This window comes from Hyunsoonleella rubra, from assembly GCF_042684665.1.
GTDB lineage: Bacteria > Bacteroidota > Bacteroidia > Flavobacteriales > Flavobacteriaceae > Jejuia > Jejuia rubra.
On the sequence record NZ_JBHULY010000005.1, the window covers coordinates 37,517 to 54,734 of the forward strand.

The 17,218-nt window shown below is 34.2% G+C and carries 16 protein-coding genes; 14 read left to right on the forward strand and 2 right to left on the reverse strand.

Going from position 1 to position 17,218, the window contains the following annotated elements; all coding sequences use genetic code 11:
* Positions 1–96 precede the first annotated feature (96 nt).
* The 13 genes from ACFSR8_RS01025 to ACFSR8_RS01085 all read left to right on the forward strand — a co-directional run bounded on the left by ACFSR8_RS01025 (position 97) and on the right by ACFSR8_RS01085 (position 14,287).
* Complete coding sequence (locus ACFSR8_RS01025) at positions 97–768, forward strand: polysaccharide deacetylase family protein (RefSeq protein ID WP_380288153.1); 672 nt, start codon at positions 97–99, stop codon at positions 766–768.
* A gap of 27 nt (positions 769–795) precedes the next feature.
* Positions 796–2,118 (forward strand): oligosaccharide flippase family protein, encoded by a 1,323-nt coding sequence (locus tag ACFSR8_RS01030; protein ID WP_380288155.1) that lies wholly within the window; start codon positions 796–798, stop codon positions 2,116–2,118.
* Positions 2,119–3,324, forward strand: coding sequence for a glycosyltransferase family 4 protein (locus ACFSR8_RS01035; RefSeq protein WP_380288157.1), 1,206 nt, complete (start codon positions 2,119–2,121; stop codon positions 3,322–3,324).
* Complete coding sequence (locus ACFSR8_RS01040) at positions 3,311–3,811, forward strand: acyltransferase (protein ID WP_380288159.1); 501 nt, start codon at positions 3,311–3,313, stop codon at positions 3,809–3,811. Before ACFSR8_RS01035 ends, ACFSR8_RS01040 begins: the two co-directional genes overlap by 14 nt.
* Positions 3,812–3,839: 28 nt before the next feature.
* A complete protein-coding gene (locus ACFSR8_RS01045; protein ID WP_380288161.1) occupies positions 3,840–5,114 on the forward strand; it encodes an O-antigen ligase family protein in 1,275 nt (424 codons plus the stop codon).
* On the forward strand, positions 5,089–6,315 hold the full coding sequence (locus ACFSR8_RS01050) for an O-antigen ligase family protein (RefSeq protein ID WP_380288163.1): 1,227 nt from the start codon (positions 5,089–5,091) through the stop codon (positions 6,313–6,315). Before ACFSR8_RS01045 ends, ACFSR8_RS01050 begins: the two co-directional genes overlap by 26 nt.
* Positions 6,316–6,324: 9 nt before the next feature.
* A complete protein-coding gene (locus tag ACFSR8_RS01055; protein ID WP_380288165.1) occupies positions 6,325–7,656 on the forward strand; it encodes a hypothetical protein in 1,332 nt (443 codons plus the stop codon).
* A complete protein-coding gene (locus ACFSR8_RS01060) occupies positions 7,647–9,077 on the forward strand; it encodes a hypothetical protein (protein WP_380288167.1) in 1,431 nt (476 codons plus the stop codon). Before ACFSR8_RS01055 ends, ACFSR8_RS01060 begins: the two co-directional genes overlap by 10 nt.
* Positions 9,061–9,849, forward strand: a complete 789-nt coding sequence (locus ACFSR8_RS01065; RefSeq protein ID WP_380288169.1) for a glycosyltransferase family 2 protein — start codon at positions 9,061–9,063, stop codon at positions 9,847–9,849. Before ACFSR8_RS01060 ends, ACFSR8_RS01065 begins: the two co-directional genes overlap by 17 nt.
* A 289-nt stretch (positions 9,850–10,138) precedes the next feature.
* The gene (locus ACFSR8_RS01070) at positions 10,139–11,068 is read left to right on the forward strand and encodes an MraY family glycosyltransferase (RefSeq protein WP_380288171.1); all 930 of its coding nucleotides are present in this window, start codon (positions 10,139–10,141) and stop codon (positions 11,066–11,068) included.
* Positions 11,069–11,097: 29 nt separating this feature from the next.
* Positions 11,098–12,084: a UDP-glucuronic acid decarboxylase family protein gene (locus ACFSR8_RS01075; RefSeq protein WP_380288173.1), complete on the forward strand. Its 987-nt coding sequence runs from the start codon at positions 11,098–11,100 to the stop codon at positions 12,082–12,084.
* Between the two features lie 3 nt (positions 12,085–12,087).
* Positions 12,088–13,500: an exopolysaccharide biosynthesis polyprenyl glycosylphosphotransferase gene (locus ACFSR8_RS01080; protein WP_380288176.1), complete on the forward strand. Its 1,413-nt coding sequence runs from the start codon at positions 12,088–12,090 to the stop codon at positions 13,498–13,500.
* Positions 13,501–13,516: 16 nt separating this feature from the next.
* Complete coding sequence (locus ACFSR8_RS01085; protein ID WP_380288178.1) at positions 13,517–14,287, forward strand: glycosyltransferase family 2 protein; 771 nt, start codon at positions 13,517–13,519, stop codon at positions 14,285–14,287.
* Here the strand turns inward: ACFSR8_RS01085 and ACFSR8_RS01090 are convergent.
* The gene (locus ACFSR8_RS01090; protein ID WP_380288180.1) at positions 14,268–15,578 is read right to left on the reverse strand and encodes a phenylacetate--CoA ligase family protein; all 1,311 of its coding nucleotides are present in this window, start codon (positions 15,576–15,578) and stop codon (positions 14,268–14,270) included. The two genes, ACFSR8_RS01085 and ACFSR8_RS01090, sit on opposite strands and share 20 nt — an antisense overlap.
* 141 nt (positions 15,579–15,719) lie before the next feature.
* On the opposite strand from ACFSR8_RS01090, the gene purD reads away from it, so the two are divergent.
* Positions 15,720–16,991, forward strand: coding sequence for a phosphoribosylamine--glycine ligase (gene purD / locus ACFSR8_RS01095; RefSeq protein ID WP_380288182.1), 1,272 nt, complete (start codon positions 15,720–15,722; stop codon positions 16,989–16,991).
* Here purD and ACFSR8_RS01100 read toward each other — a convergent pair.
* Positions 16,986–17,213 (reverse strand): DUF6341 family protein, encoded by a 228-nt coding sequence (locus ACFSR8_RS01100; RefSeq protein WP_186561382.1) that lies wholly within the window; start codon positions 17,211–17,213, stop codon positions 16,986–16,988. The two genes, purD and ACFSR8_RS01100, sit on opposite strands and share 6 nt — an antisense overlap.
* Between the last annotated feature and the right edge of the window lie 5 nt (positions 17,214–17,218).

A 17,218-nucleotide genomic window follows, 5' to 3' on the forward strand; every position in this document is an offset into this window, starting at 1 on the left:
TTAAAAGCATACACAGCGCAAGTTTTCAATGGAAAGTAATATAAATAAAAACATGGGGGGTATGTCAGTCTGTCCATATTGGTTATAATCCTTTTTTTGTCATGTCAGTCAGCTAAATATAAGACAGAAGTAAAACCTATTGTATCATTTATATTTGATGACGGATGGGAAAATCATTTTAAGGTGGTTAAGCCAATTTTTGACGAAAGGAATATTAAGTGCGGGTTTGCAATTGTTAAACGCTTGGTAGGTGTAAACAATAGATTGGATTCGGTTCAAATCAAGCAGTTGAATGACGATGGCTTTGAAATACTTTCCCATTCGGTTAACCATTTCAAAATGTCTTCCAATGAGCTTGACGTCAATGATGCAAAAAAAGAAATAGTTCAATCCTTATATTACCTCAGGGAATTGAACTGTAAAGTAAATGGCTGGGTAACCCCAATGTCAATAATGCATGATGATTTTGTTCCTTTATTGGGAAATTATGAATACGGTTTCACAAAATCGAATGGACTAAACCCAATAGATATAGAAGCTAAAAAGCCATACAAAATGACGCGAGTAGGCTTAGAATCAATAACATTACAAAAGGCGAAGTGGTTAGCTGATATTGCCTATCAAAAGAAGAAACCCGTTGTTTTTTATACGCATAGTATAGATGAAAACTCTAAAAAAGAGGAGGAGCTTATTTTATTAATTGATTACTGTATAGAAAAAGGTTACGCGATAGGAGTACCGAATGAAATATTTTTGAGGTATTATTAATCTCAAATTAAGGATTTAAAAGCATAAGTGAGATTTATTTTGATTAATAGAATAAGAAAAAGCCCCATTTTCAAGAATATCGCGATTTTTTTTTCAGGGAGCTTAATCGCATTGATACCTGTAGTTGCAGTTCAGTTTTTTTTGCCAAAGTTCCTTTCGGTTGGGGATTATGGCTTGTATAAGTCCTTTACCTTGTATCTTTCCTACACAAGTTTACTACATTTTGGGTTAAAAGACGGCATTTATATAGCTCTTTGTGGGGAGGAAGTTTTCGAAACCAAGAAAAACCATATTTATTATAGTTTTTTAATAGGGCAACAGTTTATGGTGCTAATTGCAATGTTAGGTGTTTCTTTATTTTTTGATTTCCCATTGAAAGTTGTTCTATTGTGTCTGGCTTTTACTTCCTTTTTCTTTATAATAAACACCTATTATGATGTGCTTTTTCAGGCACAAAAAAGATTCAATATAGTTAGCCTAATGAAGATTATTAAGGAAACTCTTTTCTTAGTATTATTAATCCTTATTTATTTGTTCTATGAGGAAGCTGATTTTGTAACAATACTTATGGCTTTTTTGGCTTCCATTGTGGTTTCGTTTATTATCTATTCTTATTTTTCAAGATCGCAAATCAAAGTTATAGGAATTGGAAAACCTGAAATTGACTTTATAAAACCTGTTTATAACAGAGGTGTTAAACTAATTGCTGGAAATTTTGGACACCAAATAAATACCAATATTGACAAGCTGTTCATCAATTTTTTTTATTCGGTTGAACTGTTTGCGTACTATTCCTTTGGAGGTATGTTTTTTGTGTTGACCAATACCTTCGTTAATTCGGTAGCCACGGTTTTGCTTCCCTATTTATTTGATGAATACAAACGGGATTTAACTAAAAAGCATAGACAGCTAATGAAAGTAACTACCTTGTTTTCTTTAGTGCTTTTCTTCTATTTAATATGTATATTTCATTTTGTTGAATATTTTTACCCCAAATACATTAAAAGCATACCAATAATCGCTCTATTTTATATCGGAATGGTTTATAACATTAAAATCAATGTCATTCAAAATAATTACTTGAAAACGCTTGGGCTTGATAAGCACTATATCAAGAATAACTACATTATACTGTTAATATTCATTTTAGTTATGGTTGTATTATATGCACTAGGTGTTGAAGTCATATATTTTGCACTTTGTACCTCCATAATGATGTATTTGAGAAGTAAAATAAACCTGTGGTCTATAAACACGAAATTAGAAGACAGAAGGAATTATATATTGGATGATTTATTTATTATAGCTCTTGGAGCAATTGTGTACTTGTATGCGGACTATTTGATCTAGATGAAAAAACTTTTAATATTGGGCCAAGTGCCTAAGGAATATGGGGGTAGCTATACAACTGGTGTAGCAAATGTAATAATGGAGATAGTTGGTCATTTAAAAGGTGAATTTGATGTGTATATTTATGCAACCAACTTAAATAGTGGGGAGGGTAAAAAAATCAACGGCATTTCATTACTTGGATACTCATATCCCATACTTGTCATATTTTTGATAAAGGAATTTTTAAATTCTCCGATTAGGTTTTTCAGGTTATATGGAGAGTTCAAAAATAAATTCGGTGTTATACCCATAAAAAACCTTTCTTATCTTGTAATTTTAAAGCATTATATTAAAAAAATAAAGCCCGATATTATCAATGCACATGGAATTATGTTTGCCCCAATCTTGAAAAATTTAGATATTGGTAGGGACGTGTTTTATTCCTTTCATGGATTTATGTACGACGACCAAAACAGTATTGAAGCGAATAAAAAAAGAGGTTTGGACATTAAAAAGCTTTATTTTAACAGCGTACCATGGGTTAAAAAGGCAATATATTTAACCCCGGAGATGAAATCTAAGGGAGAGAATAAACTAAAGATCGTAGCTGACAAATCTTCCATAATATCAAATGGGGTAAACGTAAAAAAATTCAAATATAGTTCTGAAGAGCGAAAAAAGCTGAGAAACCGTTATAACATAGATGAAAACAGCAAAATTTTCATTTCAGTTGGGGCGCTAACGCACAGGAAAAACCATGCTGGTTTTATTGAATATTTGATAAGAAACAATTTTAAAGGACATTACTGGATTATTGGGAAGTTTGAGGCGGAGGAAAGCAAAAACATTATTTTAAACTACCAGGAAAGCGTTAGCAGTTTTGAAATAAAGGTTATTAATTATGTAGATCATGATATGCTGTATCAATATTATTCGGCTGCGGATATTTACGCGCACCCAAGTACTTCTGAAGGTCAGGCTCTGGTCGTTTTTGAGGCGCTATGTTGTGGATTGCCGGTTATGGCAAACCAAGATATTAAAGGAACCGTATGCGTTGGAAGGGAATATGATGATAGTGTTAAGTTTGTCAACTTAAAAACATCTAAGTTGCTTGAAATTGATAACCCCAACAGGAAAAAACTTTCCCAAAGATGTAAGGAAGATTTTGATTGGACTATGGTAGCGGATAAATACAAAGCATGTTTTTTAAATGAATTCAATTAGAAGTTTGATAAAGAAATTTTTACAGGTAATATTTTCGTTTCTTGCCAAAAGAAGCTGTGGAGAATTCAAGAGCCTAAAAGCATTTGGATATACTAGATTGACAAAGAACACACTTCTTGGTGCAAATGTAAATTTTAATGGTTTTAAGGTACTAGGCAGGGGTAAGGTCGTAATCGGAGATAATTTTCATTCCGGTAAAGGTTGCTCTATTATTACTCAGGTGCACAATTATAGGGGAGAATCATTACCTTATGATAATACTTATATAATTAAAGACACGACTATACAAGAAAATGTGTGGATAGGAAAAAATGTAACAATTTTAGGAGGTGTTACCATTGGAGAGGGGGCCATAGTGCAAGCAGGCAGTGTGGTCGTTAAGGATATTGGTCCGCTAGAAATTGCGGGGGGACATCCAGCCCGCACTTTTTCAAAAAGAGACGAAAATCATTATTTTCGCCTGAAAGCTGAGAAAAAATTTCACTAATAAGACCATAAAAGCATACATTTGCTTCATGAGCAAAAAGATTAAGCTTGACAGCCTTTATATTTCGATAGTTAGTATTTGCTTGGTCTTTTTATATTTCTGTCATGGTGATAACTATTTAATTCTTTGGAAAAGAATTCCTTCAATTTTCTTTTTTGCCTTAAGTTGTTTACTTATTTTCCCTTTTTTGGCCTATAAAAAAGTAATAAATGGTTTATTTAGGAATAAACTCCTTTTTTACTTTATTCTTTTATCATCTGTTTTACTAGTCTTAGCTACCATTTCTTTTGTTCCATTTCTCGGCTTTACTACCAATTTCGCATACTTGAAAACCACACTATTAAATTTTTTAATAATGCTGGTCTGCATGATCTTCTTTTCAAGTAAAGGAAGTATTGATATAACTTTAAAGATTATGGTATATGGTGTTTTGCTGGCGGTTGCTTTGAACATTTATGATATCACTCATATTGACAATTATTATTTTTCGACTGATGACCCAAGGAACAGAAGAGCTTTCTCAATGGTTTTTGCAAGAGCGGCGGGTTTTTACCTTGACCCCAATGTTAGTGCATCTGCTCTTGTTTTTGGGCTTATACTAACTGAAAACACAATTGCTAACAAAAGATTGAAGTTTCTATACGTTTTAGCCGTTGGAGGTGCTGTAGGAATAACTCTTTCTTTATCAGGAGTGTTGTTTTTTAGTGTTTACTTCTTTTTAAGGTTTATTTATGGGAAGGTTAAATTAAATATAGTTTTGATAGTCGCCGTACTTTTTGTCATAATTAGTGCAGTCATCAGAGATTTGATGGAAAGGAAGGTGATTTATTTTGGCCCTGGAATAACAGCAAGAATAAAAGCAATTACAAATCCCTTTGAAGGAGGCCAGGGCGAGATTGTTGAAAAAAACAGCCGTACAATTTTATTGGAAAATGCAATTGAAATGATTTTGGAAGACCCAGTATTTGGTAAAGGGATAGGACAACATCAATTTGTGGAAACTGAACAAAGTGCTAGATCAAGATCTGGAACCCATGCAGGTCCTCATAACCAGTGGCTTGCGTTTGTAATAGATTACGGGTTGATACTTGGCGCTGGTCTTTTTGCTTTGATATTTTTTGTTTTAATGCCGTTAAAGCATAGTATTTACAGAAAAGAGGTTTTTTATTTTTTGATTACTTATTTTCTATATAGTTTGTTTTCACATACAGCTCTCAAGAACCATTCACTAATGTTTTTGTTGCCGTTAGTTTATCAAATGGGCAGAATAAGAAAAAATGAAAGGGGTTCTGAAAACAAATAAGTTAAGTACTTGGTTGCCTGATGCCGGTATTGTAATGTGTGCATTTAGCCTGTCTATGCCCACATTTTACTTCAATATGTTTATGACTATTGCAGTTTTGTTAAGACTACTTTATTTTGATAAAGAACGGATTCGATACATTTTAAAGACTAGTTTTTTCAAGGTCTTGCTTGCATCTGTTTTGTTGATATTAGTTGGGCTATGTTATACGGAGTACGGAAATTTTGATGTTGCCTTCACATTAATGGCAAGAAGAATACCCTTTTTGCTATTTCCATTTTTATTAATCGGACTAAGGAAGAGAAGTATTAACCTTGTAAAGTTATCGTTTATAGCCGGCGTTGTAATAGGCGCAATAATTTGCCTAATAGGGGTTGAACTAACACCTGGAGTTTATGGACACATTAAGCAGATTTATATAAGTAATTGGTATTGGAGCGATATTATTTTAAACCCCATTGATAAACATCCTTCATTTTTTGCCATGTACTCTCTTCTTAGCTTTTTTATTGCACTAGAGTTTTTGTTGTCAAGTAATAACTATATTAAAAAGGCATGTTTAGCTTTGTTAATGCTTATATTTATTGGTATAATTCTCACTTTAGAAGCTAGGTTGGTTCTTTTAGTCTTTCCTGTTTCTTTGTTTATATATATTGTGGTTTCAACAAAGAAATTTATTGTAGGAATTGTATTTTTGTTTTCTTCAATAGTAATAGGAACAATTTATTTTGTTTACCATCCGGCTCGATTCCACAATATTAGGATATTAAAATTGTCGGCCGACTCTGGAATAAGATGGAAAATCTACAAGTCAGCACTGTCAGTAATAGCTGAGGCTCCTATATTGGGTGTAGGCAGTGGAGACCTTCAAGTGGAGTTAAACAAAGAGTATAATAAGAACTCCTATGACAGAGTGTTTAATTACAATTGCCATAATCAATTTCTTGAGGAATGGGCCAGAGGGGGTGTTTTAAGCCTAGTTCTTCCTTTGTTTCTATTTGTGCTTATGCTAAAAAAAGCGAAAAATAAGGATTGTCCTATTAGTTTTGTTTTTATCTTTTCGACATTTGTGTTTTTTTTGGTGGAATCAGTTCTAAATAGACAACAAGGGATTACATATTTTATTTTTTTTAGTGCTTTATTCTATTTCCAAGATGAAGATGCGAGATTCTTGAAGAGCAGTTTTAAGCATGCTCCCTAACTTTTTTTGATGATTGATAGAATAAAATTCAGAGAGAAAATGCTGGGAAAATGTGTAATTTTTTCCCTGTCCCTTGCAATGATATTGCTCGGGATTCTTGTTTATGAGATAAATGATTTGTCAATTGTTTTCACTTGGATCTTTGGAGCATTATTTTTATTCCTTTTAACGGGAAGGCAAAAAAGAGAGCTTTTTCTTTTTTCGTATGGTATTAATACAATATTTGGTATAATTATTTGCTTAGAAAATTTTTATTCAACAGGTGATTTACACACTCCCTTTTTAGATGATAAGGGGTTTTACAAAATAACCCTGGATTTATTAGATAAAGACTTTAGTGCCTTTTTTGAATTAAAAAGGCTAACGTTTTTTCACTATTTGACATCTAGTACTTATAGGATTTTAGGGTTTCTAGGTTTTAGCTCTAGTTCCTATTTCCATTTTTTATTGCATAATTTAGTAATTGGAGCTTTTCTGCCCGTTCTTATATATAAACTTGCCCAGGCTCTGGACTACAATAAGCAACTTGTATTTAGGAGCGCAATTTTAGTGGCACTTTTTCCAACTATAATTTATTTTAATTCAATTGGCTTAAGAGATGTTTGGGTTACATTTTTGTTTACACTTTTTGTTTATGTTTTTATAGGGTATAACTACAACGTATATATCAAGTGGATATACCTTTTAATAATTACCATTCTTATTTATTTGATGAGACATCAAAATATAATGTATCCCATTTTATTTGTTCTTGCATACGTTTTTTTCAATGAGCAAAACAAGAAAAGAAGTTTGCAAATATTAATTGTGGGTATAATTTGCCTTAGTTTAGCTTTCTTCTTCTATTTTGATGTTATTGAAAAGTATTACTATATTTATAAAGACTACAGCTATGTTTCAAATCAAGATAACTCACTTGGCTTAGCTTTAAAGTACGAAAATGGGCTAGTAGGGAAGACAATTTATTTCATCTATTTTATAATTGGTCCGCTTCCAACACTCTTGTATTCAGAACTTAAAGTGTCGTCTTTTTTTCTGGATATCGGTAACGCGCTTTGGTATATTGTCATAGGTTATTATTTGTATTTTTCACTAACAAGATTTAAAGACCCTTTTAAAAAATCCTTTTTAGTGGTTTTTGTTGTCTCTTGTTTTGTAATTAGCCAAATTACAGGACATTTAAGGCACAAGACAGTATTTTTCCCTATTTTGCTATTGTTGTTTTTAGCGGATTACAGTAATACAGAGCGTAGGCATAAGCTTAATGTGCTTAAAGTGATTTTGGTAACTTATGGTTTTCTTGGTTTAGTATATATAATCTTTAAGGACCTATGGATGTAGCAGAAATATCAAAAAAATTTTTAAGATGGGAGAAAACAAATGAGTTGCATTCAATAAAAATTAATGACTTTCCCATCTATTGTTTTATTAGACTTGAAGTTTTTGAGTCCTTAATATTCAGTGGTAATATTGAAGATGCTATTAAAAAGAACAATAAGGACAAGGTTAAGATCAACTACTTTAAAGTCTTAAAAAGTGCATGTTCTTTTTTTGCTAAACAGCATATATTGAAGAACAAAACCATTTACATAACCAATACTGATAATAAAATCAAGATAGAGGATACCTACGTTGACAATTACTTTGATAAATTAATTCGTAATGACGTTTCAGCCAAGGCAATATTGGAGTACCCCAACTTATTAAATTATCATTTTAATAATATTTCAAACAAAAGCATCACTGTAAAGGCTGGAATTTTCTATATCTTAGAACGGATGTTTAAGGGAAAAATAGTCAAAGAGGAATTCAATTCTAAAGTAAATAGGATTATAGAAATGTATTCTGGGTTATATTATGATCTAACCGGATCAACTATTCCTAAGGAGGCTCGTAACCTGATAAGGAACAAAATTTACACAAACGTAAATAGGATAAAGCTTTATGAAAATATTTTGAAATTCTACAAGCCAAAAGAAGTTTATCTAAAATCAGCTTATAGCCCGTTAAAATTAATTATTACCAAAGCATGCAAAAAAAACAAAGTTCAGGTAACGGAAGTGCAACATGGACATATTTATAAATATCATATTGGCTACCTACTTCCCTTAAATGATGACCTGGATTACTTAAATCCTGATAAAATATTAGTATGGTCTGAATATTATAAAGGCGTTTTGTTGGGCAATAAATGGAAGGAAGAGAAGATTTTTGTAAAAGGAGACTTTACGTATAACTCTGAAGTCAATAAGCTTAATCAAGAAAAAGAGGAGGGTCTGGTTAATTTGAGCGAAAAATACGATAAAGTATTTACTATTGTGGGACAGCATACTTTAACAAGCGAAATAATAGATTTTCTTTCTGATCTTGACAGGTTGCCCCATGAAGTTAAAGTGTTTCTCAAGTTACATCCAAAACATATTGATTTACAAGAGCGGGAATATGAGAAAATATATGCGACCAATAAGAAACTAACAATTGTAAAAGAAGGCAAAATAAAAAGCCTAATAAATGCTAGTGACCTAGTTATAGGCGTATACTCCACAGCCATTATAGAAGCTTTAGAAATGAAAAAGAAAGTACATCTTATCGATATTAGCACTGCTGATTTTTTTGAAGATATGATAAAAAAAGGCATCGTTAGGAAATCTAACAGTATTTATAATTCATTTCAAATTTTAAAAAGTAGCTCGCCAGTACCCGAGGTTATCTTTAGAGAGAAATTTAAATCAACCAAGATGAAGGATGGAAGAAAAGACTAAAGTCAGAGATAAGGTTTCAATAATTACCCCATCATTTAATTGTCAGGATTATATATCCAAGACGATTGATTCCGTGCTTTCACAGACATATAGCAATTGGGAAATGATAATTGTGGATGACTGCTCGACTGACAATTCGGTCGAAATAATCCAAAATTATTGTGCGAAGGACAAACGTATTAAACTTTTCATTTCTGACAAAAATATGGGATCAGGGAGGTCAAGAAATAAATGCTTGGAAAAAGCAACTGGCAGGTATATAGCTTTTTTAGATTCTGATGATTACTGGAGTAATATTAAATTAGAGAGGCAAATAGCTTTCATGGAAGAAAATAGCTTTAACCTTACCTACTCAATGTATTTTGAATTTGATAGTGATACTGGAAGATTGTTGACGAAAGTAAAGGTGCCCAAAAAAGTTAACTTTGGAATGTTGTTAAAAAATGGGGGGTACATGGGCTGTTTAACAGTTATATATGATTCATATTTTTTTGGCAAAAGGGATATGCCGGAAATAAGGAAAAGACAAGACTGGGCCTTATGGCTAAAAATGCTCAAAGAAATTGATTATGCCCATGGCCTACAGGAACCTCTTGCTTATTATAGATTGGGTAACTCATCTCTAAGCAAAAGCAAATTAAAGCTAGTTAAATATAATTTCAGTGTTTATAGAAAAGAGTTAAGGATGTCTTTCTTGCGGTCTTTATATCACATGATTGTGTTTTTGATACATCATTTTTTCTATAAGCCCAAACTAAAGGTTAAACTGTAAATCTGTTAAAATGAGTAGGTTTTTATATATTTGTAGGTATTTGACACTACTAAAATAAAATCATTTGACACTTTATTATCCTGTATTTTTTTTCCTTGGAGCTTATGTGTTAACCTATTTTACTATCCCAAAAATTATTCGGCTTGTAGAATACAAAAACCTTATGGACAAGCCCAATAGTAGGAGTTCTCATTTAAAAAGAACTCCCACACTAGGGGGGGTTTCTTTTTTTTACACATTAATTTTCGCTCTATTTTTTTTACGGGAATGGAGCGATAATAGTGAGGCTATGTTTTTTATTCCTGGGTTGACCATTCTTTTTATTATCGGCCTCAAGGACGATTTGGTTGTTTTATCTCCATATACAAAATTGGCCGCACAGTTCATATCAATAGCTTTTGTTTTAAGTAACGAAGCGTTTGTTATTAGTTCGCTCCATGGGTTTTTTGGTGTTTATGATATTCCATTGTATATATCTTATTTGATTGGCGGATTTATTATGATGACGATTGTTAATGCCTATAATCTTATTGATGGCATTGACGGTTTGGCTGCCATAGTGGGTATAGTAATACTGATTATTTATTCCACCATTTTTTATATGACAAAGGACTATTTTTATCTTTTATTGAGTTTAACTCTAAATGGTTGTTTAATTGCATTTTTGAAATATAACTTATCCGCTTCTCATGAAAAGATTTTTATGGGGGATACTGGCTCTCTTATAGTAGGGTTCATCATAAGCATCCTTACCTTAAAGTTTTTGGCACTTCCTTCCAATAAGCTCGAACACCTTCCATTTTTAATTGAGAACATACCGTTAATTGCCATAGGAATACTTATTGTACCGCTTTTTGACACGGCTAGGGTTTTTACCATTCGATTGGCCAATAGAAAAAGCCCCTTTTCGGCTGACAGGAACCATACGCATCATATCTTAATTGATTACTTTAATCTGTCTCATAAAAAAGCGAGTCTAATTATTGGGGCCTTTAACTTGGTATTCGTTTATTTATTTATCATTTTAGGAAGCACGTCTTATAACTTTTGGATGGTCGCCGTACTGGTAGTTACTGTGATAGGGCTAGGATATTTTTTTTACAGGTACAATTATAGCTTTTCCAATATAAAAAGGAGAATACGTTTTAGGAATAAAGTAAATAATGTAAAAAATAAGGGCAAAGAGGCCCTGCATAATGTAAATAGTAAGGATGAATAAGGTGCCACAAGTAAAATTTAGATTATAATATGAAAAGAATATTGGTTACAGGTGCTGCGGGGTTTTTAGGGTCTCATCTGTGTGATAGATTTATAAATGAAGGATATCATGTCATCGGAATGGACAACTTTATTACTGGCGACCAAAAGAATATCAAACACCTTAAGGGCCATACTAATTTTGAATTTGTTGAGCATGATGTCACAAAGTTCGTGAACGTGAACGGAGATTTAGATTATATTCTACATTTTGCGTCTCCGGCGAGCCCAATAGACTATTTAAAAATACCAATTCAAACCTTAAAAGTTGGAGCCTTGGGGACACACAATTTGTTGGGTTTGGCCATGGCAAAAAAAGCCAGAATACTAATAGCTTCGACTTCAGAGGTTTATGGAGATCCCTTGGTGCATCCGCAAACCGAGGACTACTATGGAAATGTAAATACAATTGGCCCAAGAGGGGTATATGATGAGGCAAAGCGTTTTCAGGAGTCCATAACTATGGCATACCACAGATTTCATGGCCTGGAAACACGTATTGTTCGTATTTTTAATACCTATGGCCCACGGATGAGATTGAACGATGGCCGTGTTATACCTGCTTTTATGGGACAGGCATTGCGGGGTGAGGATTTAACAATTTTTGGTGATGGTTCGCAAACACGTTCCTTTTGTTTTGTGGATGATCAGGTTGAGGGTATTTACAGATTATTGTTAAGTGATTATCAATATCCCGTGAACATTGGCAACCCGAACGAAATTTCTATAAAGAATTTTGCGGAAGAGATTATAAGGCTTACAGGGGCTGCAAACAAAGTGATTTATAAAGATCTACCTATAAACGATCCTTTGCAAAGGCAACCGGATATTTCATTGGCGAAAAAAGTATTAGGCTGGGAACCAAAGGTTGACAGAAAACAGGGGATGGCCATTACCTTCGAATATTTTAAAGGCCTTAGCCAAGAAGAGCTTTATAAAAGGGAGCATAAAGATTTTTCAGGATATATTAATAAATAGTGGATGGAGTATGCAAGAGGCAGGTATTCCTGGTTGTTGAAACCATTGTTGGTGATATATGATTTATTCATTTTAAATCTAATGGCAGCATATATGTTGGGATTGAATGAGGAAGATTTATACTTTTTCTCTTATGAGCCTCTCAACAATAAATACCTTCTCTATGCCTTTTATTCTATCACTTTTTGGTCTTTGTCCGCTTATTTGCTAAAGTTTTATCGCGTTTATAGATACACCTCACCTTTTAATATTGTTTCTTTATTATTCAAGCAGTTTGGCGCCTACGCTATCATAACTTTCGCATTTGTTGGGATATTTAGGAGTGTGGAGTTGGATGCCTTTGTCACCTTTAGTTATCTGATCTATTCCTTTTTGGCTATAGCCTTTGTCAAATTTTTAAGCTACTATACCCTCAAAGGGTTTCGGGCGTATTTAAAAGGAAATCTAAGGAACGTGTTGATCATCGGGGGTTGCGATAACGCCAAAGAACTCCGACAGCTCTTTACTGAAAAAGAGGAATTGGGATATAACCTAAAAGGGTTTTTTACTAATTCCAAAGAAGCAGAAAACGTATCGGGAACCATAAATGAGAGTTATAAATTTTTAGAGAGAAACCATGAAATAGACGAGATTTACTGTGCCATAGATGAACTGAACGATAAACAGGTAAAGAAGTTTATGCAATACGCAGAGAAAAACAAATGCAACATAAAGTTTATACCTAGTTCAGACAAAATTTTAACAAAGCGTTTAAAAACAGATTATTACAGTTACCTGCCGGTACTTTCCCTGCCAGAGGTTTCCCTAAACGATGATTTGAATAAGTTTGTCAAACGAAGTTTTGACATTGTATTTTCACTATTCGTTATTATTTTCATCATGTCTTGGCTTTCCATTATTTTGTTTATATTGATTAAGCTTGAATCTAAGGGCCCGCTATTCTACAGGCATAAAAGAAATGGCATTAATTATCAGGAATTCAATTGTTACAAGTACCGCTCCTTAAGAACTACGCAGGAATTGAAAGGCACCTATGTCACCCAAGGCGATGAGCGTATTACTAAGATTGGGAAATTTTTGCGAAAAACAAGTATTGACGAAATGCCCCAGTTTATTAACGTTTTACGGGGAGAAATGAGCGTTGTAGGCCCTAGGCCTCACATGCTTTCATACACAGATGAGTATGCCAAAATCATTGATAAATACAATTTTATGTATCGCCACAACGTAAAGCCCGGAATCACTGGGCTGGCGCAGGTAAGTGGTTTTAGAGGTGAAATAGAATCTGATAGCGACATCATCAACCGTGTTAAAATGGATATTTTTTATATCGAAAATTGGTCGCTCCTACTCGATTTGAAAATTATTTTTCAAACGATTATCAATATCTTCAAGGGTGAAAAGAAGGCGTATTAAGATGGAAACAGCTCCTATGGTTTCAATTATAATGCCTACCTTTAATTCCAATGCATATATTGATCAAACCATACAAAGTGTTTTAAATCAGTCTCAATCCAATTGGGAATTATTGCTAATTGATGATGCCTCAACAGATAGTACTGTTGAGACAATTAAAAACTACCTAAAGAAGTACCCCAATATTAAACTGATCCAAAACGAAAAAAACTACGGTGCCGCCATTTCACGAAATAAGGGCATTGAACACGCCAAAGGTGACTATATTGCTTTTTTAGATGCAGACGACCTTTGGAAGCCACACAAATTAGAAAGGCAAATCAACTTCATGAATAAAAACAACTGTGATATATGCTTTTCCAGCTATGATTTAATGGATGAATCGGGAGCACTTTTACACAAAACTGTCGTGGCACTTCCAGAACTTTCGTATCAAAAATTTTTAAGATGCAATTACATCGGGAACTTAACAGGAATCTATAATACCAAGGTTTTAGGAAAAGTATACGCCCCAAATTTACGCAAACGCCAGGATTGGTTGCTATGGCTTAAAGCCGTCAAAAAAAGTAAAAAATCAGCTTTGGGCATACAAGAGCCTTTAGGAGTTTACAGAATTAGAAAGAACTCCATTTCATCCAATAAATTCAACTTATTAAAATATAATTATCTGGTGTACAAAAAGGGTTTGGGCTTTTCAACTGCAAAGTCGCTATACTATTTGGCCTTGTTTTTGTTCGAGTATTTTTTTGTAAAATCCAAGCAAACCGTTAGGTCAAGTGGGATGTAAACTGTTTTAGTTTTCCGTAACTGGTTCGCTCCAATTTGTTGGTTCTATTGAGGTGAATGGTCAAACCCGGTTCAAGATAGTTTTCTACAGCTTGGTGAATAGCTTTTATTTTTTCCGCGGTAAGATTATCGGAGCTCACATAAGTGATTTTAAAAGTGTCCAGCGTTAATTGGTCAATAACAAACTCTTTGACATCGGCATCGTCTTCAATTATGGTTTTGGTAACATAATAAAAAGTGAGGCCCGCCGCCGTTTTACCGCTGGGAAGTTTAACCACATCACTTGTCCTACCCATCAAACTTTGCAAAATTGGTTTTTGAATTGAGGAAGAAGGCAAAATAGACCCAAAATCCCCAATATCATAACGAATAAAAGGATGCGCCATATTATAGAGTGAAGTAATAACTACACGTCCTTCCTTTCCATTTGGAACTGGATTGTCATTTTCATCAAGAATTTCCACGAAGAGGTCTTGTGTATTTACTTGCCATTCACCTTGTAGATTGTTGAAGGCGATCAGCCCTAATTCCGCTGAGCCATATTCATTGATAATTGGGACACCCAATTGCTTTTCTAATAGAACCTTATCATCTTCAAAAAGCATTTCTGCGGTCACAATACATACTTTCAAGCTGGGGCAAATTGTTTTCAAAACAATCCCCTTTTCTTCTAAATATTTGGCAAATAGCACAATAGTGCTGGTGTAACCATTTATATAATCAAAAGCTGTTTTTTCAAATTGATGAATATGCCTTTCGAATGCATCATCGCTCAAGTCAAAAACTGAAAACCGATGACGATTGCCCAATTTATCCTTTAATCGCTCCTTATAATGCCCAGTTCCTGATAAAGGCATACCGTAAAAACGGGCCTGTTTTGATGTTTCTACATCAATGCCGTACCAAGCATAGCGGTCCATAAAATTGGCCCAAGTTAGGGCGTGGCAATATTTATCCTTTGCAAAAATTAATGGTGTCCCTGAGGAACCGGAAGTTTTGTGCAAATGGCAGTTTTTTGTCGTAAATCCGGTTGATAATCTTTGGGCCAATGGAATCTGTAAATCGCTTTTATGAGTGATTGGGATGGAATTCCAATCGCTCAAATCGGCTCCTTTCACAAAATTTTTGTAAAAAGGGTTGTTGTTTAAATGGTACTCAAGAATCTGCCGTTTTTTATTCTGAAAATAAGCTATAAATTCATCTTCCGATTGGCTTTGGATCTGGGCAAAATCCTGTTTGGCCTTCTTTATAGGAAAGCCCTTGAGTTGCAACGAAAGATTAAAAAAATTCACGGAAATACAGATTAACCGTAAAGTAAATAAAAATTATTCGTGATTTAGTCGCATTAGTTTTATTTTTGCGCAAACCATAGAAACGTCTTAAAACCGATAATTTGTCATTCCTGCCACGGCGGGAATCTAAAAACAATACTAATGAATATTTTAGTGCTAGGCTCTGGTGGCAGAGAACATACGTTTGCGTGGAAAATAGCGCAAAGTGAAAGATGTGAAAACCTCTACGTTGCTCCAGGAAATTCAGGAACGGCTAAAGTGGCAACCAATATTGATATTGACGTTACCGACTTTGAGGCTATCAAAAGTCTGGTTATTGAAAAGAAAATTGACATGGTGGTAGTTGGCCCCGAAGATCCTTTGGTACAAGGGGTACATGATTTTTTTCTTAAGGATGAGGAAATCAGTCATGTCTCGGTGATTGGCCCCCAAAAAGTAGCGGCCGAACTTGAGGGAAGCAAAGAATTTGCAAAGGAGTTTTTGTATCGGCATAATATTCCAACTGCAGCTTATGAAAGTTTTACCAAAGATACCGTAGAGCAGGGCTATGCCTTTTTGGAAACACTCAATCCGCCTTACGTTTTAAAAGCAGACGGTTTGGCGGCAGGAAAAGGCGTTGTGATTTTAAGTGATTTAAATGAAGCCAAAACTGAATTGAAACGTATGTTGGTGGATGCCAAATTTGGGGAGGCGAGCAACAAAGTAGTAATTGAGGAATTTTTAGATGGTATTGAACTCAGCTGTTTTGTTTTAACCGACGGTAATAATTATAAAATCCTGCCAACGGCAAAGGATTATAAGCGCATCGGTGAAGGTGATACAGGATTGAATACCGGAGGAATGGGTGCTGTTTCCCCGGTGCCTTTTGCAACGGATGAATTTTTAAACAAGATTGAAGAGCGTATCGTTAAACCAACGGTGGAAGGTCTAAAAAAGGATAATCTGCCTTACGTTGGCTTCATTTTTATAGGTTTGATTAAAGTTGGTGAGGATCCAAAAGTTATTGAATACAATGTGCGTATGGGAGACCCGGAAACCGAAGTGGTATTCCCAAGGCTAAAGAACGATTTAGTTGAAATACTGCAGGCAATGGCCAACGGTACTTTGGATAAAATTGATATTGACATCGACGAGCGCGCCGCTACTACAATAATGATGGTTTCGGGAGGTTATCCGGAAGCCTATGAAAAAGGAAAGGAAATAAAGGGGCTTGAAGCCATTGAGGAATCTATTCCGTTTCATGCAGGAGCTCAATTGAAAAATGGAAAAGTAGTCACTTCTGGGGGGCGCGTTATTGCTATTACATCTTATGGCGATACCTATCAAGAGGCCATAAAAAAATCTTATCAAAGTATAGAAAAGCTACATTTTGATAAGATGTATTATCGTAAGGATATCGGTTTCGACCTATAAATATTGGTGGGCCGTAACCGTTTTGTCCTCTTCGTTGTTATCATTAAAAATTTTCAGTTGCTTCATCCAGTAAATAGCAGCAACAAAACCGATAATTAGGAAAATCCAAGATACGATATTGGCCAACCACCAATTATCTAATTCTAAGGCTCTTAAAGCATCATAAGGTGCAAAAAGCACGTTTACAAATAAATCCTGTATCGCGTAAAAGAAGTCTTTCATGATTA

Coding starts and splice junctions, on each gene's coding strand:
- ACFSR8_RS01035 (WP_380288157.1), top strand. CDS start 2,119: ATGAAAAAACTTTTAATATTGGGCCAAGTGCCTAAGGAATATGGGGGT.
- ACFSR8_RS01040 (WP_380288159.1), top strand. CDS start 3,311: ATGAATTCAATTAGAAGTTTGATAAAGAAATTTTTACAGGTAATATTT.
- ACFSR8_RS01045 (WP_380288161.1), top strand. CDS start 3,840: ATGAGCAAAAAGATTAAGCTTGACAGCCTTTATATTTCGATAGTTAGT.
- ACFSR8_RS01050 (WP_380288163.1), top strand. CDS start 5,089: ATGAAAGGGGTTCTGAAAACAAATAAGTTAAGTACTTGGTTGCCTGAT.
- ACFSR8_RS01055 (WP_380288165.1), top strand. CDS start 6,325: ATGATTGATAGAATAAAATTCAGAGAGAAAATGCTGGGAAAATGTGTA.
- ACFSR8_RS01060 (WP_380288167.1), top strand. CDS start 7,647: ATGGATGTAGCAGAAATATCAAAAAAATTTTTAAGATGGGAGAAAACA.
- ACFSR8_RS01065 (WP_380288169.1), top strand. CDS start 9,061: ATGGAAGAAAAGACTAAAGTCAGAGATAAGGTTTCAATAATTACCCCA.
- ACFSR8_RS01070 (WP_380288171.1), top strand. CDS start 10,139: ATGTTTTTTATTCCTGGGTTGACCATTCTTTTTATTATCGGCCTCAAG.
- ACFSR8_RS01075 (WP_380288173.1), top strand. CDS start 11,098: ATGAAAAGAATATTGGTTACAGGTGCTGCGGGGTTTTTAGGGTCTCAT.
- ACFSR8_RS01080 (WP_380288176.1), top strand. CDS start 12,088: ATGGAGTATGCAAGAGGCAGGTATTCCTGGTTGTTGAAACCATTGTTG.
- ACFSR8_RS01085 (WP_380288178.1), top strand. CDS start 13,517: ATGGTTTCAATTATAATGCCTACCTTTAATTCCAATGCATATATTGAT.
- purD (WP_380288182.1), top strand. CDS start 15,720: ATGAATATTTTAGTGCTAGGCTCTGGTGGCAGAGAACATACGTTTGCG.
- ACFSR8_RS01100 (WP_186561382.1), bottom strand. CDS start 17,213: ATGAAAGACTTCTTTTACGCGATACAGGATTTATTTGTAAACGTGCTT.